This is a genomic window from Pseudomonas sp. NBRC 111140, assembly GCF_001320885.1.
Taxonomy (GTDB): Bacteria; Pseudomonadota; Gammaproteobacteria; order Pseudomonadales; family Pseudomonadaceae; genus Aquipseudomonas; species Aquipseudomonas putida_P.
Genome location: NZ_BCBQ01000061.1, coordinates 1 through 25,784, shown reverse-complemented (window position 1 = coordinate 25,784; position 25,784 = coordinate 1). Strand labels below are relative to the sequence as shown.

At 63.7% G+C, this 25,784-nt stretch carries 23 protein-coding genes and 1 pseudogene; 11 read left to right on the top strand and 13 right to left on the bottom strand.

Annotated elements, in window-relative coordinates; translation table 11 throughout:
• Window positions 1-48: 48 nt before the first annotated feature.
• The 7 genes and pseudogenes from gnd to APH42_RS18895 all read left to right on the top strand — a co-directional run bounded on the left by gnd (window position 49) and on the right by APH42_RS18895 (window position 6,241).
• Window positions 49-1,065 (top strand): phosphogluconate dehydrogenase (NAD(+)-dependent, decarboxylating), encoded by a 1,017-nt coding sequence (gene gnd / locus APH42_RS18920; protein ID WP_223296387.1) that lies wholly within the window; start codon window positions 49-51, stop codon window positions 1,063-1,065.
• Window positions 1,062-2,567 carry a glucose-6-phosphate dehydrogenase gene (zwf, locus tag APH42_RS18915; protein WP_060494001.1) on the top strand — a complete coding sequence of 502 codons (1,506 nt, stop codon included), beginning with the start codon at window positions 1,062-1,064 and terminating at the stop codon, window positions 2,565-2,567. The genes gnd and zwf overlap by 4 nt, the downstream gene beginning before the upstream one ends.
• A gap of 144 nt (window positions 2,568-2,711) precedes the next feature.
• The gene (locus APH42_RS18910; protein WP_060494000.1) at window positions 2,712-4,508 is read left to right on the top strand and encodes a glycoside hydrolase family 15 protein; all 1,797 of its coding nucleotides are present in this window, start codon (window positions 2,712-2,714) and stop codon (window positions 4,506-4,508) included.
• 116 nt (window positions 4,509-4,624) lie between these two features.
• Window positions 4,625-4,902: pseudogene (locus APH42_RS29360) on the top strand (type II toxin-antitoxin system RelE/ParE family toxin).
• Window positions 4,903-4,917: 15 nt separating this feature from the next.
• Entirely contained in the window at window positions 4,918-5,205 is a 288-nt protein-coding gene (locus APH42_RS18905; protein WP_012273245.1) for a HigA family addiction module antitoxin, read from the top strand.
• 59 nt (window positions 5,206-5,264) lie between these two features.
• Window positions 5,265-5,621, top strand: a complete 357-nt coding sequence (locus APH42_RS18900) for a VOC family protein (RefSeq protein WP_060493999.1) — start codon at window positions 5,265-5,267, stop codon at window positions 5,619-5,621.
• Window positions 5,621-6,241: a TetR/AcrR family transcriptional regulator gene (locus APH42_RS18895; RefSeq protein WP_012273243.1), complete on the top strand. Its 621-nt coding sequence runs from the start codon at window positions 5,621-5,623 to the stop codon at window positions 6,239-6,241. The genes APH42_RS18900 and APH42_RS18895 overlap by 1 nt, the downstream gene beginning before the upstream one ends.
• A gap of 175 nt (window positions 6,242-6,416) precedes the next feature.
• Here the strand turns inward: APH42_RS18895 and preA are convergent, their stop codons facing one another.
• The 3 genes from preA to hydA form a co-directional block, all read right to left on the bottom strand.
• Entirely contained in the window at window positions 6,417-7,691 is a 1,275-nt protein-coding gene (gene preA / locus APH42_RS18890; protein WP_012273242.1) for an NAD-dependent dihydropyrimidine dehydrogenase subunit PreA, read from the bottom strand.
• Entirely contained in the window at window positions 7,692-9,059 is a 1,368-nt protein-coding gene (locus tag APH42_RS18885) for an NAD(P)-dependent oxidoreductase (RefSeq protein WP_060493998.1), read from the bottom strand.
• A gap of 83 nt (window positions 9,060-9,142) precedes the next feature.
• Window positions 9,143-10,582 carry a dihydropyrimidinase gene (gene hydA, locus APH42_RS18880; protein ID WP_060493997.1) on the bottom strand — a complete coding sequence of 480 codons (1,440 nt, stop codon included), beginning with the start codon at window positions 10,580-10,582 and terminating at the stop codon, window positions 9,143-9,145.
• Window positions 10,583-10,925: 343 nt separating this feature from the next.
• Here hydA and APH42_RS18875 point away from each other — a divergent pair, with 343 nt between their 5' ends.
• Together APH42_RS18875 and APH42_RS18870 are read left to right on the top strand one after the other, a co-directional pair.
• Window positions 10,926-12,443 carry an NCS1 family nucleobase:cation symporter-1 gene (locus APH42_RS18875; protein WP_012273239.1) on the top strand — a complete coding sequence of 506 codons (1,518 nt, stop codon included), beginning with the start codon at window positions 10,926-10,928 and terminating at the stop codon, window positions 12,441-12,443.
• Window positions 12,444-12,454: 11 nt separating this feature from the next.
• Window positions 12,455-13,738 (top strand): Zn-dependent hydrolase, encoded by a 1,284-nt coding sequence (locus APH42_RS18870; protein WP_012273238.1) that lies wholly within the window; start codon window positions 12,455-12,457, stop codon window positions 13,736-13,738.
• 18 nt (window positions 13,739-13,756) lie between these two features.
• On the opposite strand, the gene APH42_RS18865 is transcribed toward APH42_RS18870, so the two are convergent.
• From APH42_RS18865 to nhaB, 6 genes are all read right to left on the bottom strand, one after another.
• On the bottom strand, window positions 13,757-14,296 hold the full coding sequence (locus APH42_RS18865) for an AAA family ATPase (RefSeq protein ID WP_060494007.1): 540 nt from the start codon (window positions 14,294-14,296) through the stop codon (window positions 13,757-13,759).
• Between the two features lie 36 nt (window positions 14,297-14,332).
• Window positions 14,333-15,292 carry a ribonuclease Z gene (locus tag APH42_RS18860; protein ID WP_012273236.1) on the bottom strand — a complete coding sequence of 320 codons (960 nt, stop codon included), beginning with the start codon at window positions 15,290-15,292 and terminating at the stop codon, window positions 14,333-14,335.
• Between the two features lie 17 nt (window positions 15,293-15,309).
• Entirely contained in the window at window positions 15,310-15,756 is a 447-nt protein-coding gene (locus APH42_RS18855; RefSeq protein WP_171577258.1) for an NUDIX hydrolase, read from the bottom strand.
• Window positions 15,757-15,840: 84 nt separating this feature from the next.
• On the bottom strand, window positions 15,841-16,386 hold the full coding sequence (locus tag APH42_RS18850) for a lipocalin family protein (RefSeq protein WP_012273234.1): 546 nt from the start codon (window positions 16,384-16,386) through the stop codon (window positions 15,841-15,843).
• A gap of 78 nt (window positions 16,387-16,464) precedes the next feature.
• Window positions 16,465-17,082, bottom strand: a complete 618-nt coding sequence (locus APH42_RS18845) for a dihydrofolate reductase family protein (RefSeq protein ID WP_012273233.1) — start codon at window positions 17,080-17,082, stop codon at window positions 16,465-16,467.
• 130 nt (window positions 17,083-17,212) lie between these two features.
• On the bottom strand, window positions 17,213-18,715 hold the full coding sequence (nhaB, locus tag APH42_RS18840; protein ID WP_012273232.1) for a sodium/proton antiporter NhaB: 1,503 nt from the start codon (window positions 18,713-18,715) through the stop codon (window positions 17,213-17,215).
• 150 nt (window positions 18,716-18,865) lie between these two features.
• On the opposite strand from nhaB, the gene APH42_RS18835 reads away from it, so the two are divergent.
• Both APH42_RS18835 and nudC read left to right on the top strand, forming a co-directional pair.
• Complete coding sequence (locus tag APH42_RS18835) at window positions 18,866-19,678, top strand: crotonase/enoyl-CoA hydratase family protein (RefSeq protein ID WP_060493996.1); 813 nt, start codon at window positions 18,866-18,868, stop codon at window positions 19,676-19,678.
• Between the two features lie 37 nt (window positions 19,679-19,715).
• A complete protein-coding gene (nudC, locus tag APH42_RS18830) occupies window positions 19,716-20,546 on the top strand; it encodes an NAD(+) diphosphatase (protein WP_012273230.1) in 831 nt (276 codons plus the stop codon).
• On the opposite strand, the gene APH42_RS18825 is transcribed toward nudC, so the two are convergent.
• From APH42_RS18825 to APH42_RS18810, 4 genes are all read right to left on the bottom strand, one after another.
• Window positions 20,514-21,293, bottom strand: a complete 780-nt coding sequence (locus APH42_RS18825; protein ID WP_012273229.1) for a TSUP family transporter — start codon at window positions 21,291-21,293, stop codon at window positions 20,514-20,516. The two genes, nudC and APH42_RS18825, sit on opposite strands and share 33 nt — an antisense overlap.
• A gap of 140 nt (window positions 21,294-21,433) precedes the next feature.
• A complete protein-coding gene (locus APH42_RS18820) occupies window positions 21,434-22,264 on the bottom strand; it encodes an alpha/beta fold hydrolase (protein WP_060493995.1) in 831 nt (276 codons plus the stop codon).
• Window positions 22,265-22,345: 81 nt separating this feature from the next.
• Window positions 22,346-23,635 carry an FAD-binding oxidoreductase gene (locus APH42_RS18815; protein WP_060493994.1) on the bottom strand — a complete coding sequence of 430 codons (1,290 nt, stop codon included), beginning with the start codon at window positions 23,633-23,635 and terminating at the stop codon, window positions 22,346-22,348.
• Between the two features lie 77 nt (window positions 23,636-23,712).
• Window positions 23,713-25,671 carry a DNA topoisomerase III gene (locus tag APH42_RS18810; protein WP_012273226.1) on the bottom strand — a complete coding sequence of 653 codons (1,959 nt, stop codon included), beginning with the start codon at window positions 25,669-25,671 and terminating at the stop codon, window positions 23,713-23,715.
• Window positions 25,672-25,784 lie beyond the last annotated feature (113 nt).

Below are 25,784 nucleotides of genomic sequence, written 5' to 3'. Positions count from 1 at the left end.
CTGAACCCTCGGGCGGCATGCTGGACTAATCTGAACAGCTGGACTGTATTGTCATCCATTTCGAAAGGGGAGCATCGGCTCATGCAACTGGGAATCGTCGGGCTGGGCCGCATGGGCGGCAACATCGCAAGGCGCCTGATGCGCGCCGGCCATCGCACCGTGGTACACGACCGCAACCGTGAAGCCATCACTGGGCTGGAGGGCGAGGGCGCCCAGGGCGCGCACGACCTCGGTGCACTGGTACAAAAGCTGAAAGCGCCGCGTGCCGTATGGGTGATGCTGCCGGCCGGCGAGCCCACCGAGCAAACCATCGCCCAATTGGCCGAGCTGCTGGAGCCGGGCGATGCGATCATCGACGGCGGCAACACCTTCTACAAGGACGACATGCGCCGCGCCGCAGAACTGGCCAAGCGCGGCCTGCATTACCTGGACGTCGGTACCTCCGGCGGCGTATGGGGCCTGGACCGTGGCTACTGCATGATGATCGGTGGCGAAAAGGACGTGTTCGAGCGCCTGGAGCCCCTGTTCAAGGCGCTGGCGCCAGGCGTGGGTGACATCCCCCGTACCCATGGCCGCAGCGGCGAGCACCAGCGGGCCGAACACGGCTATATCCACGCCGGCCCACCTGGCGCCGGGCACTACGTGAAAATGGTGCACAACGGTATCGAGTACGGCTTGATGCAGGCTTATGCCGAAGGCTTCGACCTGCTGCGCAGCAAAGGCGGCGACGAGCTGCCGGAAGACCAGCGCTTTGACCTGAACGTGGCCGAAATCGCCGAAGTGTGGCGGCGCGGCAGCGTGGTGACCTCGTGGCTGCTCGACCTTACCGCCGATGCGCTGGTGGCCGACCCGCAGCTGTCGCAGTTCAGTGGCTCGGTGTCCGACAGTGGCGAAGGCCGCTGGACCATCGACGCTGCGGTCGAGCAGGCGGTGCCGGTGCCGGTGTTGTCCAGCGCATTGTTCGCGCGCTTCCGCTCGCGCCAGCAGCAGGGTACTTATGGTGACAAGATTCTCTCGGCCATGCGCCTGGGCTTCGGTGGCCACGTCGAGAAGAAAGCCGAATGACCAAACAGACCATTCCCGCTGCACCCCCTTGTACCCTGTTCCTGTTCGGCGCCAATGGCGACCTGGTCAAGCGCCTGCTGATGCCGGCGCTGTATAACCTCAGCCGCGACGGCCTGCTGGACCGTAACCTGCGCATCGTCGGCGTCGACCACAACGCGGCCAGCGCCGCGGATTTCGCTGAGCGGCTGCAGGCGTTCATGCGCGAGCGTGACAAAGGCCGCGAGGGCGGCGACCAGTGCCTCGACGATAAGCTCTGGGCCCGCTTGGCCAAGCGCCTGGATTACCAGACAGGCGACTTCCTCGACCCGGCGACTTACCAAGCCATTGCCAAGCGCATCGAAAAGACCAGCCACGGCAACGCCATCTTCTACTTGGCCACGTCGCCGCGCTTCTTCCCCGAAGTGGCGCAGCGCCTCGGGCAGGCCGGCTTGCTTGACGAGTCTGCCGGCGGCTTTCGCCGAGTGGTGGTGGAAAAGCCCTTCGGCACCGACCTGGCCAGCGCCGAGGCGCTCAACGCTTGCCTGCTGAAGGTGATGGGCGAGCGGCAGATCTACCGCATCGACCATTATCTGGGCAAAGAAACGGTGCAGAACATTCTGGTCAGCCGCTTCTCCAACGGCCTGTTCGAATCGTTCTGGAACAACCACTACATCGACCATGTGCAGATCACCGCAGCAGAAACCGTCGGCGTCGAGACCCGTGGTGCGTTCTATGACAGCACCGGCGCCTTGCGTGACATGGTACCCAATCACCTGTTCCAGTTGCTGGCGATGGTGGCCATGGAGCCGCCGGCCGCGTTCGGCGCCGATGCGGTACGCGGTGAAAAGGCCAAAGTGGTCGGTGCCATCCGCCCATGGTCGGCAAAAATGGCCCTGAAGAACTCCGTGCGTGGCCAGTACAGTGCCGGCAAGCAGGGGCGCAAGCAACTGCCCGGTTACCGCCAGGAGGCCAACGTCGCGCCTGAGAGCCAGACCGAAACCTATGTGGCGCTGAAGGTGATGATCGACAATTGGCGCTGGGCCGGCGTGCCGTTCTACCTGCGCACCGGCAAGCGCATGAGCGTGCGCGACACCGAGATCGCCATTTGCTTCAAGCCCGCGCCGTATGCGCAGTTTCGCGAGTCGGAGCTGGAGCGGCCCAAGCCCAACTACCTGAAAATCCAGATCCAGCCCAACGAAGGCATGTGGTTCGACCTGCAGGCAAAGCGGCCCGGGCCGGAGCTGGTGATGGAGAATGTCGAGCTGGGCTTTGCCTACAAGGACTTCTTCAAGATGACCCCGGCGACCGGCTACGAGACGCTGATCTACGACTGCCTGACCGGTGACCAGACCCTGTTCCAGCGGGCCGACAATATCGAAAACGGCTGGCGAGCGGTGCAGCCGTTTCTCGATGCCTGGGCCCAGGGCGGCGATGTGCATGGCTACCCGGCCGGCGAAGATGGGCCCGAAGCGGGCAATGAATTGCTGGCGCGGGACAAGCGCGAGTGGCACCGGTTGGGGTAAGACTTTTGTAAATTCTGTGCCGGCCCTTTCGCGGCTAAAGCCGCTCCCACAGGGATACCACTTCCCTTAGGGCCGATGCGATACCTGTGGGAGCGGCTTTAGCCGCGAAAGGGCCGGCACAGGCGATCACACCAAGGAGACTTAATGCCCGCCCACATCGAAGACTACGCCCTGCTGGGCAACTGCCGCAGCGCCGCCCTGGTCAGCCGCGATGGCTCGCTCGACTGGCTGTGCCTGCCGCGCTTCGACGCTCCAGCGGTATTCGCTGCCCTGTTGGGCAACGAAGAAAATGGCCGCTGGCGCCTGTCTCCTTGCGACCCGATCGAACACAGCAGCCGCCAATACCTGGACGATACCTTGGTACTGGAAACCACCTGGGTGACGGCCACTGGCCGGGCCCGCGTGCTCGATTTCATGCCCCTGGGTGAGGTCAATTCGGTGGTGCGCATCGTCGAAGGCCTGTCTGGCGAAACCAACTTCGAAATGGACCTGGTCATGCGCTTCGACTACGGTCGCAGCGTGCCTTGGGTCGAGCGGCTCGACCCACTGACCCTCAGCGCCGTGGCAGGCCCGGACCGGCTGATCCTGTGCAGCACCGTGCCCCCGCATGCCCGCGACCACCATACGGTTGCCCGCTTTCGCGTCGGCACGGGCCAGCGCCACGTCTTCAGCCTGCGCCACCAACCCTCGCACTTGTCGGTGCAGCCCAACTGCGATGTCGAACAGGCCTTGGCCCAAACTGTCGACCAATGGCAGGCTTTCGCCGCCCGTTGCCCAGAGGTAGGCCCATACACTGCGCTGGTGCGCCGCTCGCTGCTCACCCTCAAGGCCATGACCTACGCCCCCACCGGCGGCATCGTCGCCGCCGTCACCACTTCGTTGCCCGAGCGTGTGGGCGGGGAGCGCAACTGGGACTACCGTTTCTGCTGGCTGCGCGACGCCACCATGACCCTGCTGGCCTTCATGAACCTCGGCTACTTCGACGAGGCCCAGGCCTGGCGTGAGTGGCTGCTGCGCTCGGTAGCCGGCAACCCCGAGCAGATGCAGATCATGTACGGCCTGGCCGGTGAGCGCGACCTGCAGGAGTACACCTTGCCGTGGCTGGCCGGTTACGAACATTCGCAACCCGTGCGAGTCGGCAATGCTGCCTCGCAGCAGATGCAATTGGACATCTATGGCGAACTGGCCGATGCCATGAGCCAGGCGATCAAAGGCGGCTTGCCGCGTCACCCACGCAGCGCCGCCATCTCCCGATTGATTCTGCCCTACGTCGAGCGCATCTGGCGTGAGCCGGACGAAGGCATCTGGGAGGTGCGTGGCGGCCGGCAGCAGTTTGTGCATTCCAAGGTGATGGCCTGGGTCGCCTTCGACCGTGCTGCGGGGCTGGCCGACACCACTGAAGAGGGCCGCGAGCGCGGGCAGCATTACCGCCAGGTGGCTGACGAGATTCACCGCGAAGTGTGCGAGAACGGCCTGGACGCCAGCGGCAAATACTTTGTCCAGGCTTATGGTTCAAGCGAAATGGACGCCAGCCTGTTGCAGATTGCCCTGACCGGCTTCCTGCCAGCAGATGACCCACGCTTTCTGCGCACGCTGGCACAGATAGAACAGCGGCTATTGAAAAACGGCCTGCTGCTGCGCTACGACAGCGACAGCTGCAGCGACGGCTTGACCCCGGGTGAGGGCACCTTCCTGGTGTGTTCGTTCTGGCTGGCCGATGTTTACGTGTTGCTGGGGCGCCAGCAAGAAGCGCAGGCCTTGTACGAACGCCTGACCGGCCTGTGCAACGACCTCGGCCTACTGGCCGAACAGTACGACCCGGCGGGCCAGCGCATGCTCGGCAACTTCCCCCAGGCGTTTAGCCATATTGGCATCATCAACACCGCCCTGAACCTGCACCGCGCACAGTGTCCGGTGCGAGACAGGGCACGTTGTGGATAGCGTCGTTACCATTGGCAAACAGTGTGTGACGCATTGCGTCACATATGATACTTTGCTTCGTGTGATGCATGGGGTCACACTTGGTTCGTCTCCCAAATGGATGCGGCGAGCTACCCATGAACATCAGTTTTCGGCGCAAAGGACTGCGAGTTTTTCATGAAACGGGTAACACCCGAGGGATTCAGGCCCCTCACGCAAGGCGTTTAAAACGGCAACTCCAGTTCCTTGACCGCGCCATGGCTGCGCAGGATTTGAACGTACCAGGCTGGCAGTTGCATCCGCTCAAAGGAGCGTTATCGGATTTCTGGTCAGTCAGTGTTCCGGTAACTGGAGGCTGACTTTTCGCTTCGTGGGTTCGGATGTCGAACTGGTCGATTACCTTGATTACCACTGAAAAGGAAAACTGATCATGCCTTTGCATAATCCGCCACATCCCGGTGAAACCCTGCGTGAAGATGTTCTGCCCGCGTTAGGTCTGACGGTGAAGGCGTTCGCGTCGCATCTTGGGTTCTCTCGCGAAGCACTGTCGCGGGTATTGCACGGCCGCGCGGCGATTTCTCCAGACCTGGCGATACGCCTGGAGATGGCGGGTATCAGCACCGCCCGCCTGTGGTTGGCCATTCAGGCTGATTACGATATCTGGCAGGCGCGTCACCGACAGCAACCTGTGATTACCCGGTTGTTTCAGGCCGCCTGATGTAAAAGTGTGAAACGACCGGAGTAGACTAGGCCAAACCCCTTCGGCACGGAGCACACATGGGCATTCGCGGTACGGATCGGCAGATCGACAACATCGAGTTCAATGTCAGCGACATCGCACGCAGCAAGGCCTTCTATGGCAGCGTGTTCGGCTGGGTCTTCGCCGACTACGGGCCAACATACACCGAGTTCAGCGACGGCCGCCTTACGGGTGGTTTCACCACGGGTGAGCCGGTGCGCCCGGGCGGGCCGTTGGTGATTTTGTACGCCGATGACCTTGACGCCACGCAGCAACGGGTCGAAGCGGCCGGGGCGAAAATCAGCCGGGCGACCTTTGCCTTTCCTGGCGGGCGGCGTTTTCATTTCATCGACCCGGACGGTTACGAACTGGCCGTGTGGACGGCCCAAGCCTGATGGCCAACCACAAGATCGAAATTCGCCGACGCAACATCGAGAAAATCCTGCAGGCGGCGGAGAAGGTGTTCGCTGAGAAGGGCTACGGCGCCACCTCCATGGGCGATATCGCCGAGCAGGCGGAGCTGCCGCGCTCCAACCTGCATTATTACTTCAGCACCAAGGACGAGCTTTTCCGCGCGGTTTTGCAGGACCTGCTGGATGTGTGGAAGCAGGATGCACTGTGCTTCGAGAACTTCGACGACCCACGCGTGGTGCTGACCAGCTACATCCGGGCGAAGATGGGCCATTCGCGTTCGCGGCCGCTGGGCTCGAAGATCTGGGCCGAAGAGATGCTGCACGGGGCGCCGGTGCTGGGGGTGAACCTGGATGACAGCCTTGTGCCTTGGGCCAAGTTGAAAGAAGCCAAGATCCGCCGCTGGGTGGAGGAGGGGCGCATCCTGCCGGTGGAGCCGTCGGCGCTGTTGTACATGATCTGGGCCTCTACCCAGCACTATGCCGACTTTGGCTACCAGGTGCAGTTGCTCAACGGCGGCGAGGTGCTGTCGGACATGGCGTTCGAGAGTGCGGTGCAGACGGTGACCAGCGTGATCTTGCGGGGGATTGGGCTACAGCCGTGAACCGCTGTTGCGGGCTGGCTCGGTCCTTTGTGGGGGCGGCCTTGTGTCGCGAAAGGGCCGCTAAGCGGCCCCCGGATTTCTGCATCGTTGCGAAGATTGCTGGGGCCGCTCTGCGGCCCTTTCGCGACACAAGGCCGCTCCTACACGGGGGTAGTCGGTGCGGTAGCAGCTTGCTTCAACTGGCCTCGCGGTAGGGGTTGCGTGGGTCCTGCGTCCAGTTCAGGTATGGCTTGCCGGTATCCTGCGCCTCCATCTCGATGCAGTTTTCAACCGGGCAGGTGATTTGGCACAGGTTGCAGCCCACGCATTCCTCTTCGATCACGTTGTACGCATGGGTACCGTCAGCCTTGAGCGTGCTGGCAATCGCCTGGTGCGAGGTATCCTCACACGCAATGTGGCAGCGCCCACAGCCGATACAGGCCTCCTGGTCGATATGCGCCACCGACTTGTAGTTGATGTCCAGGTACTTCCAGTCGGTGGTGTGCCCTACCGCCTGGCCACGGAACGCCTCGATATTGGCGTGCCCATGCTGGTCCATCCAGCGTGCCAGGCCGTCCTTCATGTCCTCGACAATACGGAAACCATGCAGCATCGCCGCCGTGCAGACCTGCACGGCGCCACTGCCCAAGGCCATGAATTCCGCTGCATCACGCCAGTTGCCGATACCGCCGATGCCACAAATCGGCAAGCCACGGGTGTCTGGGTCGCGGGCGATTTCTGCCACCATGTTCAGGGCAATCGGCTTCACGGCCGAGCCGCAGTAACCGCCATGGGTGCTCTGGTCACCGACGATGGGGTGGGCCACCATGCGGTCCAGGTCGACGCTGGTAATGGAGTTGATGGTGTTGATCAACGACACCGCATCGGCCCCACCACGGTGGGCGGCGCGCGCCGACTGGCGGATGTCGGTGATGTTCGGCGTGAGCTTCACGATCACGGGCAACGCGCAGTAGGTTTTGCACCAGCGGGTGACCATTTCCACGTATTCCGGCACTTGGCCTACCGCCGCGCCCATGCCGCGCTCCGGCATGCCGTGCGGGCAGCCGAAGTTCAGCTCGATGCCATCAGCCCCGGTGGCTTCCACCAGCGGCAGGATGAATTTCCACGACTCCTCCACGCAGGGCACCATCAGCGAGACGATCAACGCCCGGTCGGGCCAGTCCTTCTTCACCTGGGTGATTTCGCGCAGGTTGATGTCCAGCGAGCGGTCGGTGATCAGCTCGATGTTGTTGATGCCTTGCACCATGCGGTTGGCGCCGTAGTGCGCCGAGTAGCGCGACGACACGTTGACCGCCGCCGGGTCTTCCCCCAGTGTTTTCCAGACCACGCCGCCCCAGCCGGCCTCGAAGGCGCGGACCACGTTGTAGGCCTTGTCGGTTGGCGGTGCGGAGGCCAGCCAGAACGGGTTGGGTGCCTTGATGCCGGCGAATACGATAGACAAGTCGGCCATTTACGCTGCCTCCACGTTGAGCATGAGTTGGGCATGGATGGCTTCGGCGGCCAGCTTGCCGTGTTGCACCGCCTGGACGGTGAGGTCCTGGCCCAGCGCGGTGCAGTCGCCGCCTGCGTACACGCCCGGCAGGCTGGTTTGCATCGTTTCATCAACGCGGATACGTTCGCCGTCGCGGGCCAGTTGTGCGGCCACCGGGTCGCCAAGGCTGGCCTCGTCGAAGCACTGGCCGATAGCTTTGAAGATGGCGTCGGCGGCCAACTCGAAGGTTTCGCCGGTGTCGCGCAGGCGGCCGTCCGCCAGTTCGGTGCGGGCAAAGCGCATGCCGCGCACCTTGCCGGCGTCATCGAGCAGCACAGCATCAGGGCGGGCCCAGGTGTGCAGGCGCACCTGGTTGGCCTTGGCGATGTCCTGCTCGTGGCCGGTGGCACCCATGTCGGCGTGGCCACGGCGGTACACCAGGTTGACGTCGCGGGCACCCAGGCGGCTCATTTGCACGGCCATGTCGATGGCGGTGTTGCCGGCACCGATCACCAGGCAGCGGTCGGCCAATGGCAGCTGGCTCAGGTCATCGGCCTGGCGCAACTCGCGGATGTATTCGGTGGCGGCGAGCACGCCGGGGGCTTCTTCATCGGGCAGCCCCAGCTGGCGCACGGCATTCAGGCCAAGGCCCAGGAACACTGCGTCGTACTGGTCGCGCAGTTCACCCAGGCTGAGGTTGCCGCCCAGCCGCTGGCCATGGCGAACTTCAATACCGCCAATGCCCAGCAGGAACTCCACTTCGCGCTGGGCGTAGTCATCCACCAGCTTGTAGCGGGCGATGCCGTACTCGTTGAGGCCGCCGGACTTGTCGCTGGCCTCGAACACCACCACGTCATGCCCGTGCATCGCCAGCCGGTGGGCGCAGGACAGCCCGGCAGGGCCGGCGCCGACCACGGCAATGCGCTTGCCAGTGGCGGGCGAGCGCTTGAACGGGTGTTCGCTGAATTGGGCGTTGTCCAGCGCGTAGCGCTGCAACTGGCCGATCAGCACCGGTGCGCATTCCTGGGCGTTGTTGCGCACGCAGGCTTGCTGGCAAAGGATTTCGGTGGGGCACACGCGGGCGCAGCTGCCGCCGAGGATGTTGGCCGAAAGAATGCGCTCGGCGGCGCCTTGCAGGTTTTCGTCGCTGATGCGGTGGATGAACGAGGGGATGTCGATGTCGCTGGGGCACGCGTTGACGCAGGGGGCGTCGTAGCAGTACAGGCAGCGTGCACTTTCGACGGCGGCCTGGCGGGCGGTGAGGGGTGGGGCCAGGTCGCTGAAGCGCTCGGCCAACTGGTCGGCGCCGGCCCGGGGGCGCGGCAAATGGTTCAGGGCGTCGATCACGGGTGTAGCCTCTCTATTTTTTATGGGGCAGGCGACAGGTAATGCGATGGGTTTTGGGGCCGCTGCGCAGCAGCCCCAATGGCTTAGCGCTGAACGGGCGTCGGCCGCTGCTGTTCGGCCCTGCGCCCCAGCACCTCATACACCGACGGATACGCCGGCCGTTCCACATACCGCCCTGCGCCGGCTTCGGCGCGCAGGTCACCGTCGGCCCAGAGCACCTTGCCCTGGCTGATGGTGTGGCTGGGGATGCCGCGCACGGTGCGGCCTTCGAAGATGTTGAAGTCCACCCGCTGGTGGTGGGTTTGGGCGGAGATGGTGCGGGTGCCCTCTGGGTCCCACAGCACCAGGTCGGCATCGGCACCCACGCGGATGGCGCCCTTGCGCGGGAACAGGTTGAAGATTTTCGCCGTGTTGGTGGAGGTGAGTGCGACGAACTCGTGCATCGACAGGCGCCCGCTGTTGAGCCCGGCATCCCACAGCACCGCCATGCGGTCTTCGATACCGGCGGTGCCGTTGGGGATGCGGCTGAAGTCGTCGCGCCCCATGGCTTTCTGCTCGGCGCAGAAACAGCAGTGGTCGGTGGCGGTGGTGTGCAGGTTGCCCGATTGCAGGCCGCGCCACAGCGCCTCCTGATGTTCGCGTGGGCGGAACGGCGGGCTCATCACATAACCGGCGGCGGTGGCCCAGTCCGGGTCACGGTAAACGCTGTCGTCCAGTAGCAGGTGGCCAGGCAAGACTTCGCCGTAAACCGGCTGGCCCTTGGCGCGCGCATAGGTGATTTCATCCAGCGCTTCACGGCTGGAAATATGCACCACATACAGCGGTGTACCAATCGTTTCGGCAATGCGGATGGCGCGGCTGGCCGCTTCACCTTCCACTTGCGAAGGGCGCGAAAGGGGATGTGCCTCTGGCCCGGTCAGGCCCTGGGCCAGCAGCTTTTTCTGCAGGTGGTACACCAGCTCGCCGTTCTCGGCATGCACGGTGGGCACCGCGCCCAGTTGCAGGCAGCGCTCGAAGCTGGCCACCAGGGTGTCGTCGGCGGCCATGATCGCATTCTTGTAGGCCATGAAATGCTTGAAGCTGTTCACCCCATGCTGGGTCACCAGCTCGCCCATCTCTTCGGCCACCTGCTCGCTCCACCAGGTGATGGCGACGTGGAAGCCGTAGTCGCTGGCGCTTTTCTGCGCCCAGCCGCGCCAGGTGTGGAAGGCCTCAAGCAAGGATTGCTGCGGGTTGGGGATGACGAAGTCGATGATTGATGTGGTGCCGCCGGCCAGGCCCGCAGCGGTGCCGCTGAAGAAGTCCTCGCTGGCCACGGTGCCCATGAACGGCAACTGCATATGGGTGTGCGGGTCGATGCCGCCGGGCATCAGGTACTGGCCGCTGCCATCGAGAATCTCGCAGTCGGTGGGCGGTTCGAGGTTTTGCCCGATGGCGCGAATCAGGCCATCGGCACACAGGACATCGGCGGGGTAACTCTCTTCGTGGGTAACCACGGTGGCGCCACGGATCAACAGGGACATGCCGTTTTCCTCGCAGGCTGACCGGTCTTGGCCGGTTCTTGGAATTGTCTTGGGTGCAGGCAGGCAGGGCGGTTAATCCTGTCAGTCCTGACAAGATTCGAGGCTAGATGCTGATCTGGAAATCAGCAAGAAAATTTTCCCATTAAATTTGTTGTCTTTAACTGTTTGATATTTAACATTTATTTTTTAATGACCTGCTGACTGCGGGGCTTTCAGAGGTTTTTGACTTACTTGACAAGATGGAATTCTGGTCAAGATTTCTAAGCACCAATGCGCGTGTGTACTCCGGCCATCGAATTAGCCCGATGAGCAAACAACTACAAGAAAATCTGGAGAAGGCCCCATGCAACAGAGCAGATCGGAAGTGGTCGAGCAAAATGGCCTGTTCGAGCTGTCCGAGGGTAGCGATGTCCTCGACAGCCCGCGCTACAACCACGACATCGCACCGACCAAGGTGCATCAGCGCACCTGGAACAAATGGCACATCACCGCCCTGTGGGTAGGCATGTCCATCTGCGTACCCACCTACACCTTGGGCGGCGTGCTCACCGCCTACTTTGGCCTCAGTGTCGGCGAAGCGTTGCTGGCAATCCTGCTGGCCAACGTGATCGTGCTGATACCGCTTACCCTCAACGCCTTCCCCGGTACCAAGTACGGCATACCGTTCCCGGTGTTGCTGCGCTCGTCGTTCGGCATCCTGGGCTCCAACGTACCGTGCCTGATTCGCGCGGTAGTCGCCTGTGGTTGGTTCGGTATCCAGACCCTGTTCGGCGGGCTGGCCATTCACCTGTTCCTCGGCTCGGTGTTCGACGGCTGGAAGGCCCTGGAGGGCACCGGTGAGGTGATTGGCTTCATGATTTTCTGGTGCCTGAACCTGTGGGTGGTACTGCGCGGCGCCGAGTCGATCAAGTGGCTGGAAACCCTCTCGGCACCGTTGCTGGTGGCGGTGGGCGTCGGCCTGCTGTTCTGGGCCTTGCCGCACATGTCGATGACCGAACTGCTGGCGCAGCCGCCCAAGCGCCCCGAAGGGGCGAGCGTGGTCAGCTACTTCTGCGCCGGGCTTACCGCCATGGTCGGCTTCTGGGCCACATTGTCGCTGAACATTCCCGATTTCAGCCGCTACGCCCGCAGCCAGAAGGACCAGATTCTTGGGCAGATCTTCGGCTTGCCGCTGACCATGTTCCTGTTCGCTTCGCTAGGTGTGGTGCTGACCGCCGCCTCGGCGTCGCTGGTGGGCGAAACGGTGTCCGACCCGGTCAGCCTGATCGGCAAGATCCACAGCCCGTTCTGGGTGGCCCTGGCCATGGCGCTGATCGTGATCGCCACGCTGTCGACGAACACGGCGGCGAACATCGTGTCGCCGACCAACGACTTCCAGAACATCGCCCCTCGGCTGATCGGGCGCAGCCGCGCGGTATGGCTGACTGGCTTCATCGGCCTGGCCTTGATGGGCCATGAGCTGCTGAAGAAGCTGGGGTTGATCGTCTCCGACCTGAGCCTTGAGAGCGTGTATTCCAACTGGCTGCTGGGCTATTCCAGCCTGCTGGGGCCGATTGCCGGGATCATGGTGGTGGACTACTTCCTGATCCGCCGGCAGCAGTTGGACCTGGCTGGGCTGTACCGCGACGACGTGTACCCGGCGTGGAACTGGGCCGGGTTTGCCGCCTTCGCCTTGCCGGTGGGGCTGACGGTGTTGGCAATTGGCAACAGCAGTTTCAGCTGGTTCTACGACTACGGCTGGTTTACCGGCTCGCTGCTGGGTGGGGCGCTGTACTACGTCTTCGCCGGCCTGGCGGCACGCAACCCAGTGGGAGCGGGCTTGCCCGCGAAGAGGCCCGCACCAACAACAAAAAAAGCCTGAAGGAGATACCCGTGACCCCCGTCAAAGAGATCCTGAAGACCACCGCCCAGCACGTCGACAGCAACCGGCTGTGGCAATCGCTGATGGACCTGGCGCGCCTCGGTGCCACCGCCAAGGGCGGCGTCTGCCGCCTGGCCTTGACCGACCTCGACCGCCAGGCTCGAGACCTGTTCGTGCAGTGGAGCGAGGCCGCTGGTTGCACGGTCAGTATCGACGCGGTCGGCAACATCTTCGCCCGCCGCCCTGGGCGTAACCCCAAGCTGCCACCGGTGATGACCGGCAGCCATATCGACACCCAACCCACCGGCGGCAAGTTCGATGGCTGCTTCGGGGTGATGGCCGGGCTGGAGGTGATCCGCACCCTCAACGACCTGGGCGTGGAAACCGAAGCACCGCTGGAAGTGGTGGTGTGGACCAACGAGGAGGGTTCACGTTTTGCGCCCTGCATGATGGGTTCAGGCGTGTTCGCCGGCAAGTTCACCCTTGCGGACACCCTGGCCAAGCGCGATGCCCAGGGTGTCAGCGTTGGCGAAGCGTTGAACGCCATCGGCTACGCTGGCCCGCGTGCGGTACTGGGCCATCCGGTGGGGGCCTATTTCGAAGCGCATATCGAGCAGGGGCCGATTCTGGAGGACCAGGCCAAGACCATCGGCGTGGTCCTTGGCGCCCTGGGCCAGAAGTGGTTCGACCTGACCCTGCGCGGCGTCGAAGCCCACGCCGGCCCAACGCCCATGCACCTGCGCAAGGACGCCCTGGTAGGCGCTGCCGCCGTGGTGGAGGCGGTCAACCGCACCGCCCTTGGCCACCAACCGCATGCCTGTGGCACGGTAGGTTGTCTGCAGGCGTACCCAGGGTCGCGTAACGTGATCCCGGGCGAAGTGCGCATGACGCTGGACTTCCGTCACCTCGAAGGCGAGCAGCTGAATGCGATGATTGCCGAGGTACGCGCGGTAATCGAAGCGACCTGCGCCAAGCATGGCCTGAGCCATGAGCTGGTGCCCACGGCCGACTTCCCGGCGCTGTACTTTGACAAAGGCTGCGTCGATGCCGTGCGCGAATCGGCCAAGGCCTTGGGCCTGCCGCTCATGGACATCGTCAGCGGTGCGGGGCATGACGCGATCTTCCTGGCCGAGCTGGGGCCGGCGGGGATGATCTTCGTGCCGTGCGAAAACGGCATCAGCCATAACGAGATCGAGAACGCCACGCCTGGTGACCTGGCAGCGGGATGTGCGGTGTTGCTGCGGGCGATGCTGGCGGCGTCGGAGGCGATTGCCAGCGGGCGGTTGGCGGCATAGCACCTCGGGCGAACGTCTCTACTGGGCGCGCGCTGTTGATACAGGCTGTCTGAGGTCTGCCAGCAGCGCCTCAATCTGTCGCCTACCTTGCACATGCACCATCGGCACCTGCGGCCCGACAGCCTGGCGCATCGCCTCGATCCCAGGCCGATAGCCCCGATCGAATGTCCACACAAACTTGAGAAACTCCAGAAACGCCCGGTCCAGCCGCTCGCTGCAACCAGCAGGCAGGTCCGGGCGTGGCTTGTTCAGCACACTGCGCAGGATCACCCTTTTCAGGCACGTCAGCCGTGGCGTATCCAGCCAGATTACCAGGTCGGCCCGGGGCAAGCGCAGGTCGAATGTGCGGCGAGCATAGTTGCCCTCACATACCCAGGTTTCCCCGGCAACCGCTTCGCGCACGCGGGCGCGGAACGTCTTGGCATCTGCCTCCACCCAACCGGCCTCCCAGAACAGCGTGTCGAGGTGCACCACGGGCGCCCCCAACCGTGCGCCAATCTGCCGGGCCAGGGTGGATTTACCACTGCCGGCGTTGCCCAGTATCACGATGCGTTGCATGGCCAAGTCCTTTTGGAAAAAACCGGCCATGCTAAATCATCCGACCGGCTCAAGACAGCCATCACGGCCAAGGTGATAGCGCTGCAGGTCCTGCGCCAGGGTCAGCTGCCCGCTGTAATGGGCGAGGGCCTCGTCGCGCACGTTGTCGATGTTGGGGCTACGCCTTGGGTCGCTTTGGTAACGGGCGCTGAAATGCGTCAGTACCAGGTTGCGCACACCAGCGCCCTCGGCAAAGCGCGCCACTGCAGCGGCGGTGCTGTGGCCGAACGTGACCCCGGTGCGTTCGACCACCGCCTGGGTGAACGTGGCCTCATGCACCAGTACGTCCGCACCCTTGGCGACGTCGGCCAGCAGCTCGGGGTTGTCGTTGTCCCCGCACACGATCACCCGCCGTGGCGGGCGTGACGGGCGCAGGTAGTCGTGACCGTCCAGCAACTGCCCGTCGTGCTGCACCGTCAGGCCTTTGGCCAGTTCGCCCCACAGCGGGCCACGGGGGATACCTTCGGCTTGCAGCCGCTGGGTGTCCAGGCGGGGTTCGGGGTTGAGTTCAGTGAACACGAAGCCCACGCTGGGCACCCGGTGCGACAGTTGCACGGTGGTCACCTGCAGGGCCTCGTTGCGCCATTCGGCCAGTTCCTCCACGGCCAACAAGCGCAGTTCGAATGGCAGGAACGTGTCGCTGGCCACCAGGCCCTGGCGTACCCAGTCGTGCAGCGCGACGGGCAGAATCAGCTCCAGCGGCTGGGTGCGCCCGCTCATGCCAGCGCTGGCCAGCAGGCCGGGCAGGCCAAAGCAATGGTCGCCATGCACGTGGGTGATGAAGATTGCACGCAGGTCGCGGATCGACAGTGGCGTATGCAACAGCCGGTGCTGGGTGCCTTCGCCGCAATCGACCAGGTACCAGTGGCTGCCGTTGGTTTCGATCACGGCCGTGGCGCTGACATTGCGTGCCTTGGTCGGCACCCCGGCGGAGGTGCCGAGGAACAGCAGGTCCATGGTTCAGGTTCCCTTTTTCAGCTCAACAGCGACAGGTCGCGCAGCAGGGCCTGCAGCCCTTGTGGCACCAGCGGGCCAATGCGTGCGAAGTCGGCGCTGTCGCACCAGCGCGCACGGAACGGGCTGCTGTCTGACTCCTGGCCGTCAAGCCAGTCTTGCTGGTACAGGCTGGCATCATCGAAGCGCGCGTCATACACCTGCACGATCTCATGCCCTGGCTTGTCGGCATAGGTGAACAGGCTTTCCAGGGTGCCGAGCAGTTTTACCGCGCTGATCGGCTGGCCCAGCTCCTCGGTGATTTCCCGGGCGATGGCGTCGCGGCCCAGCTCACCGAACTCGATACCGCCACCCAGCGGGCGGCACAGGGTCTGCCCACTGGACGGGTCGTCGAACACGTTGACGAGGATCTTGCCCTGATGGTGGAACACGCACAGGGCAAGAAAGCGGATGCGCGGTGTTGGCAGCGGTTGGGGCGTCACGGGCTCGTTCCTTCGAGGCGATAAAGGGCGCACACCATAGCCCGATTGCCGCCTGCCGTCGACGGCCTGCTAGTCGCCCTGGCGCCAGATGAGCTTGCTGGTGTCATAGCCTTGCTCGCGAGCGATCGTCAACAGTTGCTCGCGCTGTTGGTCGGTGACCGCCGGCGTGCGCGAAAGCAGCCACAGGTACTCACGGTTGGGGTGCCCGACCAGCGCCACGCGGTAGTCCTTGTCGTGGTACAGCACCCAGTACTCGCCCTTGGTCAGGCCCGGTGCCAGGCGGCTGAACCAGTTGTCGAAGCGTACCCACAGCTTGTCGGTGCTGCCCGGTTGCTGGGCCTCGGCGATGCCCTTGGCTTCATTCCATTGGCCGTCCTTTTCCTTGCAGCGGTTGGTCACGTCGATGCGGCCATCGGTACGCAGGCCATAGTGCGCCTCGGACTGCACGCAGTTGCGCTGGAAAAACATGGGCAGCCGTGCCAGTTCGTACCAGGTGCCCTGATAGCGTTGCAGGTCCACCTGCTGGGTGCGCGGCGGTGCCGGGTGATCGTTGCCAGCGCAGCCGAGCAGGGCCAGGGTCATGCAGGAAAGCAGCAGCGTGGTACGTAGCGCCATGGTGAACCTCCTTGAGGCGGATGGGGGCTTACCTGTGTTTCGATGCGGGCGCGGGGCAAAAGTTGTACGCGTTTACCTTTATTCGAATGAGCCGGTCTGCACTTGACCTGCGCGCACGTAGCGGGCGATGACCACGCCCTTGGGTGAGACCACCCAGTGCTGCAGGGTGAAAGCCGCCGCTGCCGCATCATTGCCGAACAGGCGTTTACCGTGGCCTAGCAGCAAGGGGTGGATCAACAATTGCAGTTCATCGACCAGGTCGGCCGCCAGCAGTTGCTGCACAAGGTCGGCGCTGCCCTGGGTCAGCAGGTTGGCGCCGTCTTGCTGTTTAAGTGCGCTTACCGCTGTGGCTACGTCCCCGCCAAGCGGGTGGCTGTTGTGCCACTCGAGGGTAGCAGGGGTGTGGGTGGCTACGTGCTTGGGTACGCTGTTGAACAGGTTGGCGATGGAGAAGTCTTGCGAGTCGTCTTTTATTTTTGGCCAGTAGCCAGCAAAGATGTCATACGTGCGCCGGCCGAGCAGCAACTCGAAGGGCTGGCTGAACAATGCCTGCATGGCCTGGCCGAAGACTTCTTCGGCGTAGGGCACGATCCAGCCGCCGTAACTGAAACCGCCGCTGGTGTCCTCTTGCGGGCCACCGGGGGCTTGCATGACGCCGTCGAGGCTGATGAAGGCGGCTACGATGAGTTTGCGCATGGGGACTCTCCGGTTGGCAGCCTGGGGGTGGCGGCCTTCATGGGTAGTCGAATGGCAAAAGGCAAAATCGACAGGGTTGACCTGTGCCGGCCCCTTTCACGGGCTCACCCGCGAAAGGGCCGTTACAAACTCACAGCCAGTAGGTCACTGCCCACCATCCCAGCCCACCCATCACTACGGTATAGGGCAACGCCATCCACACCATTCGGCCATACGACAGCCGGATCAACGGCGCAATCGCCGAGGTCAGCAGAAACAGAAACGCCGCCTGCCCGTTAGGCGTCGCCACGCTGGGCAGGTTGGTGCCGGTGTTGATCGCCACCGCCAGCGTTTCGAAATGCTCGCGGCTCATGCCGCCATTGAGAAATGCCTGTTTCACTTCGGTGATATAGATAGTGGCGACGAACACGTTGTCGCTTATCGCCGACAGCAAACCGTTGGCCAGGTACAGCATGCCCGGTTGCTGCTCGGTCGGCAGAGTCAGCACCCAGCTGATCAAGGGGCTGAACAGTTGCTGCTGGTGAATTACCGCGACCACGGCGAAAAACACCACCAGCAGCGAGGTGAACGGCATGGCGTCCTGGAAGGCACGGCCCAGGCGGTGTTCGTCGGTGATACCGGTAAAGGCCGTGATCAGCACGATCACCATCAGGCCAATCAGGCCGACCTCGGCCACATGCAGCCCCAGGCAGATGATCAGGATCAGCGCAGCGAGCCCTTGCACCCACAGTGCGATGCGTTGCGCCTGAGTGCGCGCGGCGTCGTCTTCGGCCGCATAGGCGGCCAGCACCTGGCGTACCGGCTCGGGCATCAACGTGCCATAGCCAAACAGGCGCAGCTTTTCCAGCAGCACGCAGGTCAGCAGGCCGGCACCCAGCACCGGCAGCGACACGGGGGCCACCTTGAAGAAGAAATCGGCGAAGTGCCAACCCATTTCGTGGCCGATCAGCAGGTTCTGCGGCTCGCCCACCAACGTGCAAACCCCGCCCAGGGCGGTGCCCACCGCGCCATGCATCAGCAGGCTGCGCAGGAAGGCGCGGAACTGGTCGAGGTCTTCGCGGTGCAGCTGGGCGACCTGCTGGTCGCTGTCCAGTGCACTGTCTTCACGCGGATTGGCCCCGGACGCGACGCGGTGGTACACCGCATAGAAGCCGACGGCGGCGCTGATGATTACCGCCGTCACGGTCAGCGCATCGAGAAACGCCGAAAGAAACGCCGACAGCACGCAGAATAGCAGCGACAGGATTGCCTTCGAGCGCACCCCAAGCAGGATGCGCGAGAACAGGAACAGCAGCAGCTCCTTCATGAAGTGAATGCCGGCCACCATGAACATGAGCAGCAGAATCACCGGGAAGTTGTGTTGCAGTTCCTCGTACAACGCCTGTGGTGTGGTCATTTGCAGCAGCAGGGCTTCGACCAGCAACAGGCCGCCGGGCATCAACGGGTAGCACTTCAGCGCCATGCCCAAGGTGAAGATGAACTCGAGCACCAGTGCCCAGCCGGCCGCAACCGGGCCTACGGTTACCAGCAGCAGCGGGTTGAGCACCAGGAACAGGCAGATGATCGCCTTGTACCAAAGCGGCGACTGGCCCAGAAAGCCATGGGCGAGGGCGCCGGTCAGGGAGCGTGACATGAATATGTATCCTTATAATTCGGCGATGGCGCACGGTGCCGTATCAGCACGACTTAGGCAAGTCGCGCAGTCCCGCTTTTGGCACAAGTGCGGTCATCGGGCTGGGTTAACATCCGGGCCATGAACCTTTCACCCGCAGGAGTGCCGCCCGTGACCGAGTACAGTGCATTCAAGGTCGAACTGACCGACAACATCGCCCACGTTCAGATCAACCGCCCGGAAAAGGTCAACGCGATGAACGCGGCCTTCTGGGATGAGATCGTCGAAATCTTCCAGTGGATCGACGACACCGATGCCGTGCGCGCCGTGGTAGTCAGCGGTGCCGGCAAGCACTTCTCTGCCGGTATCGACCTGATGATGCTGGCGTCCCTGGCCGGGCAGATGGGCAAGGACGTGGGCCGCAATGCGCGTTTCCTGCGCAAGACCATCCAGCGCCTGCAGGCCTCGTTCACTGCCGTGGACAAGTGCCGCAAGCCAGTACTGGCCGCCGTGCAGGGCTATTGCATCGGCGGCGCTATCGACCTTGTCTCGGCCTGCGACATGCGTTACTGCAGCGTTGATGCGCAGTTTTCGATCAAGGAAATCGACATGGGCATGGCGGCCGATGTCGGTACACTGCAACGTTTGCCACGTATCATCGGCGACGGCATGATGCGTGAGCTGGCCTTCACCGGGCGCAATGTGGCGGCCGACGAGGCGCTGCGCATAGGCCTGGTCAACCGGGTTTATGATGATCAGGCCGCAATGATGGACGGTGTCTTTGCCATCGCCCGCGAAATTGCCGCAAAATCGCCAATCGCCGTGGCCGGCACCAAGGAAATGCTCAGCTACATGCGTGACCATCGCATCGACGATGGCCTGGACTACATCGCCACCTGGAACGCCGCGATGCTGCAATCCGAAGACTTGCGCGTGGCCGTGGCGGCGCACATGAGCAAACAAAAACCGACGTTCGCCGACTGATCGGGCCGGGGGACGCGCAGTAAAGGAACCCCCCGACATGTCAGCACGCTGGACTACCGCAGTACTCGACCCGCAAATCACCGGGGGGCTGGCCGTGGCCCGCAGCCCGGACGGGTTTCTGGTGGACGCCAACGGCGCGCTGTTCCCCCGCGACTGGCTCAAGCGCCAGGACCTCGATGTGCTGTGCGAGCACGGCATCGGCCATTTTGACGGCCAGCCGGTGTTCCTGCTGGAACTGCGCAGCGCCACCGATGTACCCGGCTGCAGCTGGCGCGGCCTTCGCGCCTTCATGCTCGAAGGCGACTTCGACACCTACAAGGTGCTGGGCTACGCCGCGCAAATCGGCACCTGGGCCCGCGAGCACCGCTTCTGCGGCAGCTGCGGCCAGGCCATGACGCAAATTCGCTGGGAGCGGGCAATGTATTGCCAGCCCTGCGACCTGCGCAGCTACCCGCGCATCTCGCCGAGCATGATCGTTTTGGTGACCCGTGGCGATGAAATCCTGCTGGCGCGTTCGCCACGCTTCGTCACCGGGGTGTACAGCACCTTGGCAGGTTTTGCAGAGCCGGGTGAATCGGCCGAGGACTGCCTGGTGCGTGAAGTGCGAGAAGAAGTGGCGGTTGAGGTGCAGAATATTCAGTACGTCGGCAGCCAATGCTGGCCGTTCCCGCATTCGATGATGCTCGGCTTCCATGCTGAGTACGCTGGTGGCGATATCGTCATGCAACCGGACGAGATCGAGGACGCCCAGTGGTTCAGCGTCCACGACCTGCCGCCGCTGCCGGCCGGGCGCTCCATTGCCCGGTATCTGATCGACCTCTACGTGGCGCGCCGCTTAGGCCTGCCCGAACCAGTGCTGCCACGCTAGGCGAACGGTCAACGCCAGTACCACGGTGATGAACACAGGGCGGATGAATTTGCTGCCGCCACTGATCGCCGTGCGTGCGCCGAAGAAGGCGCCGACCATCACCGACAGGCCCATGCACAGGCCGACGATGTAGTCCACCTGCCCGGAAATGATGAACACCGTCAGCGCCGCGATGTTGCTGACGAAGTTCATGCTGCGCGCCACGCCGCTGGCGCGGACCAGGTCGATGGGGTACAGCAGCAGGGTGCTGACCGTCCAGAACGCCCCGGTACCCGGGCCGGCCACGCCGTCGTAGAAGCCCAGGGTGAAGCCTTGCGGCACTTGCCACTTTTTCTTGATGGGGGCATCGGCATCCAGCGGCGCCTTGGGCGTGCCACCGAACAGCAGGTAGATGCCACAGGCGAAGACGATGACCGGCAGCATCTTGTTCAGCCATTCGGCGGGCATGTAGTGGGCGATGACCGCGCCGAGCAGTGCCCCGATCAAGGTGGCGAACAAGGCAGGGCGCCACTGCGCCGGGTGGAAGAGTTTGCGCTTGTAGTAGGTGAAACCGGCGGTAGCCGAGCCGAAGGTGGAGCTGAGCTTGTTGGTGCCCAGTACCAGGTGCGGCGGCATGCCGGCGGTGAGCAGGGCCGGGGTGGTGAGCAGGCCGCCGCCACCGGCGATAGCATCGATGAAACCGGCGACGAAGGCGACCAGGGCCAGTATCAGCAGAGTTAGGGGTTCTACGGTGAGTTCGAAGGGCATGGGTTTTGACAGGCAGAGAGGCAAGGGGCGGCAAAGAGCCGCACTAGAAGGGGGACATGGTAATCCTCGGGTGAATGTGTTGCCAGTGCCGGCCTCTTCGCGGGTAAGCCCGCGAAGAGGCCGGTGTAGACGCAACTACATCAACTACGGATAAATGCCAGTAAATCCGCGTTGATCACATCGGCATGGGTAGTCGGCATGCCATGCGGGTAGCCCTTGTAGATTTTCAGCGTGCCATTGGGCAGTAACTTGGCCGACAGCACCCCGGCGTTTTCATACGGCACGATCTGGTCATCGTCGCCATGCATCACCAGCACAGGCTGCTCGATACCCTTCAGGTCCTCCGTGAAGTCGGTCTGGGAAAATGCCACGATGCCGTCGTAATGGGCCTTGGCGCTACCGATCATGCCCTGGCGCCACCAGTTGCCGATGATACCTTCGCTGGCTTCGACACCGGGGCGGTTGTAGCCGTAGAACGGCCCGGCTGGAACATCCCGGTAGAATTGCGCCCGGTTGCTGGCCACCTGGGCCTGGAAACCGTCGAACACCGCCTTGGGCAGGCCGCCGGGGTTACCGGGCGTCTGCACCATCAGCGGCGGTACGGCGGCGATCAGCACGGCTTTGGCCACCTTGTCTTCCGGGTGTCGGGCTATGTAACGCACCACCTCGCCACCCCCGGTCGAGTGGCCGACATGCACAGCGCCCTGAGTGCCCAGGTGGGCGACCACGGCGGCCACATCGTCGGCGTAGTGGTCCATGTCGTGCCCTTCCCATACCTGGCTGGAGCGGCCATGGCCACGCCGGTCGTGGGCGACCACGCGGTAACCTTGGGCGAGGAAGAACAGCATTTGCGCGTCCCAGTCATCGGCACTGAGTGGCCAGCCATGGTGGAAGTGGATGACCGGGGCATCGCGCGGGCCCCAGTCCTTGTAGAAAATCTGTACGCCATCCTTCGTGGTCACATAGCTCACGGTCGGGTCTCCTGTGTGCAGGCACCTAAGGGAGCTATTGAGAATAGGAGAGATTTCAGCGTAGCAAGCGCCCGGCCGTCTTCAGACGCGATCGCGCATTCTGTACCAGGCCTTGGCGGCAGCTTCCAGTGGTGCTGCCAGCAGATCGCCGCCGGGGAACCGGCCGTTGTCGATGCCTTGGTACAGCGTCAGCAGGTCGTCGTCACCGAGGATGGCGTCGCTCACGGCCCGTGCTGCAGCCAGGGTCGGCAGCACGCCGTGGCCGGAGAAGCCCTGCAGCCAGTAGCGCTGGCCTTCGCGGCCGACGTCCGGGGTGCGCTGGATGCTGCAGTCGATATGGCCGCCCCAGGCATAGTCGATGGCTACCCCGGCCAGTTGCGGGAACACCCGCTCCAGGTAGGGGCGGGTGGCGCTGGCGACGTCCTTGGGAATGCCCCCCAGATAAGTGCAGCCACCGCCGAACAGCAGCCGGTGGTCTGGGGTGAGGCGGAAGTAGTCGGGCACGAACTGGTTGTCGATCACGCAGCTGTTGCGCGGCAGCAGCGAACGGGCCAAGTCGGCGTCCAGCGGCGCGGTAGCTACCTGGTAGGAGCCAACGGGCAACAGGCGCCTCGACAGACCACGATCGAGGCGGTCGATGTAGGCGTTGCAGGCCAGCACCAACACCTGGGCGCGTACTTCGCCGTGGTCGGTACGGGCGACAAAGCCGTCGCCAGCCTGGTGGTAACTGAGCACCTGGCTTTGCTCGTAGATGCGCCCGCCAGCAGCCTCGAGGGTGCTGGCCAGGCCTTGCGCCAGTTTCAGCGGGTTGAGGTGTGCACCTTTGGCGTCGTACAGCGCGGCCTGGTAGCGCGGGCTGTCGACCCATTGCGGCAGCTCGTCACGGCCGATCAGGCGCAGGGCGTCGTAGCCCCACTTGTGTTCGGCCTCGTGCAGGGCTTCTTCAAGTATTTTCACTCGGCGCGGCATGACAGCAGTCCACAGGCTGCCCAGCCGGTAGTCGATATCGAAGCCGTGGCGCTGGGGCAGTTCGCGCATTTCGTCGGCGGCCCAGCACATGCTGGCCCACAACCGTTGGGTACGTTCGATGCCCAGGGCTTTTTCCAGCGGCGGCATGTCGCACGACCAACCCAACAGCGCCTGGCCCCCGTTGCGCCCGGAGGCAGCCCAGGCAACCCGGCTGGCTTCCAGCAATGTGACGCGCTTGCCGGCCTGAGTCAGGCGCAGGGCAGTGTGCAGGCCGCTGAAGCCGGCGCCGATGATGAGTACGTCGGTGTCGTGGGTGCCTTGCAGGGTAGGGCGTAATGGGATGTTGGCGGGGTAGGTCTGGGCGTAGTAGCTGGCGACGTGCTGAGCGGACTGTTTGAACATGTCGGGCTTCCATGAAATTTATTGTGGCTATTTTCATGAAAACTTAGCATGTAAATTTCATGGTGCCAATGTGACGGTCAGGTTGAAGCCTTTTTCCGAGGCTGCCGCGGCTTGCTGGCGGTAGCCTTGCTTCCAGCCGCTTTGCTTTTTCCGCCACCGCGACGCTTCTTTTTCCAGGGAGGCGCCGCCCCGGCCGCCGGCCCGCTGATTGTCATGCGCATGCCACTGCACCGCTCGACCAGCTTGCCCATCCACGTCGATTGCCTGGCGACGAACTCTTCCAGGGTCATCTCGCCGCTTTGCACCATGTCCAGCGCCTGCTCCCAGATTGCCGTGGTGCCTGGGTCGGCAATGGCGCGCGGCACGGCGTCGATCAGGCTGAAGGCTGCTGGCGTGGCCGCCAATGCCTTGCCGTTCTTCACCAGGTAACCACGGTCGAGCAGGCCCTGGATAATACTGGCGCGGGTGGCCTCGGTGCCGATGCCGGTGGTTTCCTTGAGCTTCTGTTTCAGTCGTGGATCGTCCACCAGCTTGGCCACGTTCTTCATCGCCTTGATCAGGTCGCCTTCGGTGAACGGCTTGGGCGGCTGGGTCCACAGGTCTTTCAGCTGCAGGCCATGCACTGTGCAGTCCTGGCCTTCGCACAGCGCTGGCAGCACCTGGGCCGGTGGGGCTTCGCGACCCTTGGCTGGCGTCAGCGCTTCGGGCAGGGCACGGCGCCAACCCGGTTCGACGATTTGCTTGCCCACCGCGCGCAAGGCATGGCCAGCGCAGTCGAAGTCGGCCTGGGTGCGGTCGTACTCATGGTTGGGCAGGAACTGCGCCAGGTAACGGGCGCGGATCAGGGTATACACCGCCTTGTGCTTGGCCGGCAGGCGCGACGGGTCACTGGCGGCGGCAGTGGGGATTATGCCGTGGTGGGCGCTGACCTTGGCGTCGTTCCAGGCCCGTGAGCGGCGTTGCGGCTCGAGGTAGGGTTGCAGCGGCGTGAGGCTGGCATCGGCTCGCTGCAGTGCAGCGAGGATCGCGGGTGCCTCGGCATGCTGGCTTTGCGGCAAGTAGCCGCAATCGCTGCGCGGGTAGGTGATCAGTTTGTGGGTTTCGTACAGGGCCTGGGCAATGTCGAGGGTTTCCTGGGCGCCCAGGCCGAATTTTTTCGAGCACAGCTCCTGCAGGGTGCCGAGGTCGAAGGGCAGCGGCGCGGCTTCGCGCACGCGCTCGGTGGCTACCTTGACGGCCCGGGCAGTGGCGGCATTGCCGATGTCGGTGGCGGCCTGTTGTGCCAGGTCCTGCTTCAGGCAGCGACCCTGGTCGTCGCAGGCGTCTTCGGGGGCGCGCCATTGGGCATTGAAGCGCTGAGCGGCGTGTTCCAGTTGCACCTCGATGGCCCAGAACGGCACCGGCACGAAATCGGCGATGCTGCGGTCGCGGTCGACCACCAGGCGCAAGGTGGGTGTTTGTACCCGGCCCACCGGCAGCACGCCCTGGTAGCCGGATTGGCGGCCCAGCAGGGTGAACAGCCGGCTCATGTTCATGCCGATCAGCCAGTCGGCGCGCGAGCGACCTAGCGCCGAATGGTACAGGTTGAACGTTTCATGGCCCGGCAGCAGGCGCGCCAAGGCCTTGCGGATGGAGGCGTCATCCAGCGCCGACAGCCACAGGCGCTGCACCGGGCCACGGTAGCGGCAATGCTCGACCAGCTCGCGGGCGATCATTTCGCCTTCGCGGTCGGCGTCGGTGGCGATCACCAGCTCCCGTGCTTCGCCGAGCAGGCGCTTGACCGCCTTGAACTGGCTGGCAGTCTTGGGCTTGACCAGCATCTTCCACTTGTCGGGAATGATCGGCAGGTCGGCCAGGTTCCAGCGCTTGTAGCGTTCGTCATAGCTGTCGGGCGGGGCGGTTTCCAGCAGGTGGCCGATGCACCAGGTGACGCAGACGTCGGTGCCTTGCCAGCAGCCGTCGCCTTTGCGGTTGGCGCCGAGCACTTTGGCGATGTCTTTTGCCTGGGAGGGTTTTTCGCAGAGGAACAGGCGCATGGCCGGGGACGCTTTATCGGGGCTGATAGGCCCTAGGATGCGCAAGCAGGGGCGCGGAGGCAAGTTTTATCTGGATGGATGTACAGGTTTTTTGTCAGCAAGGATATACATGA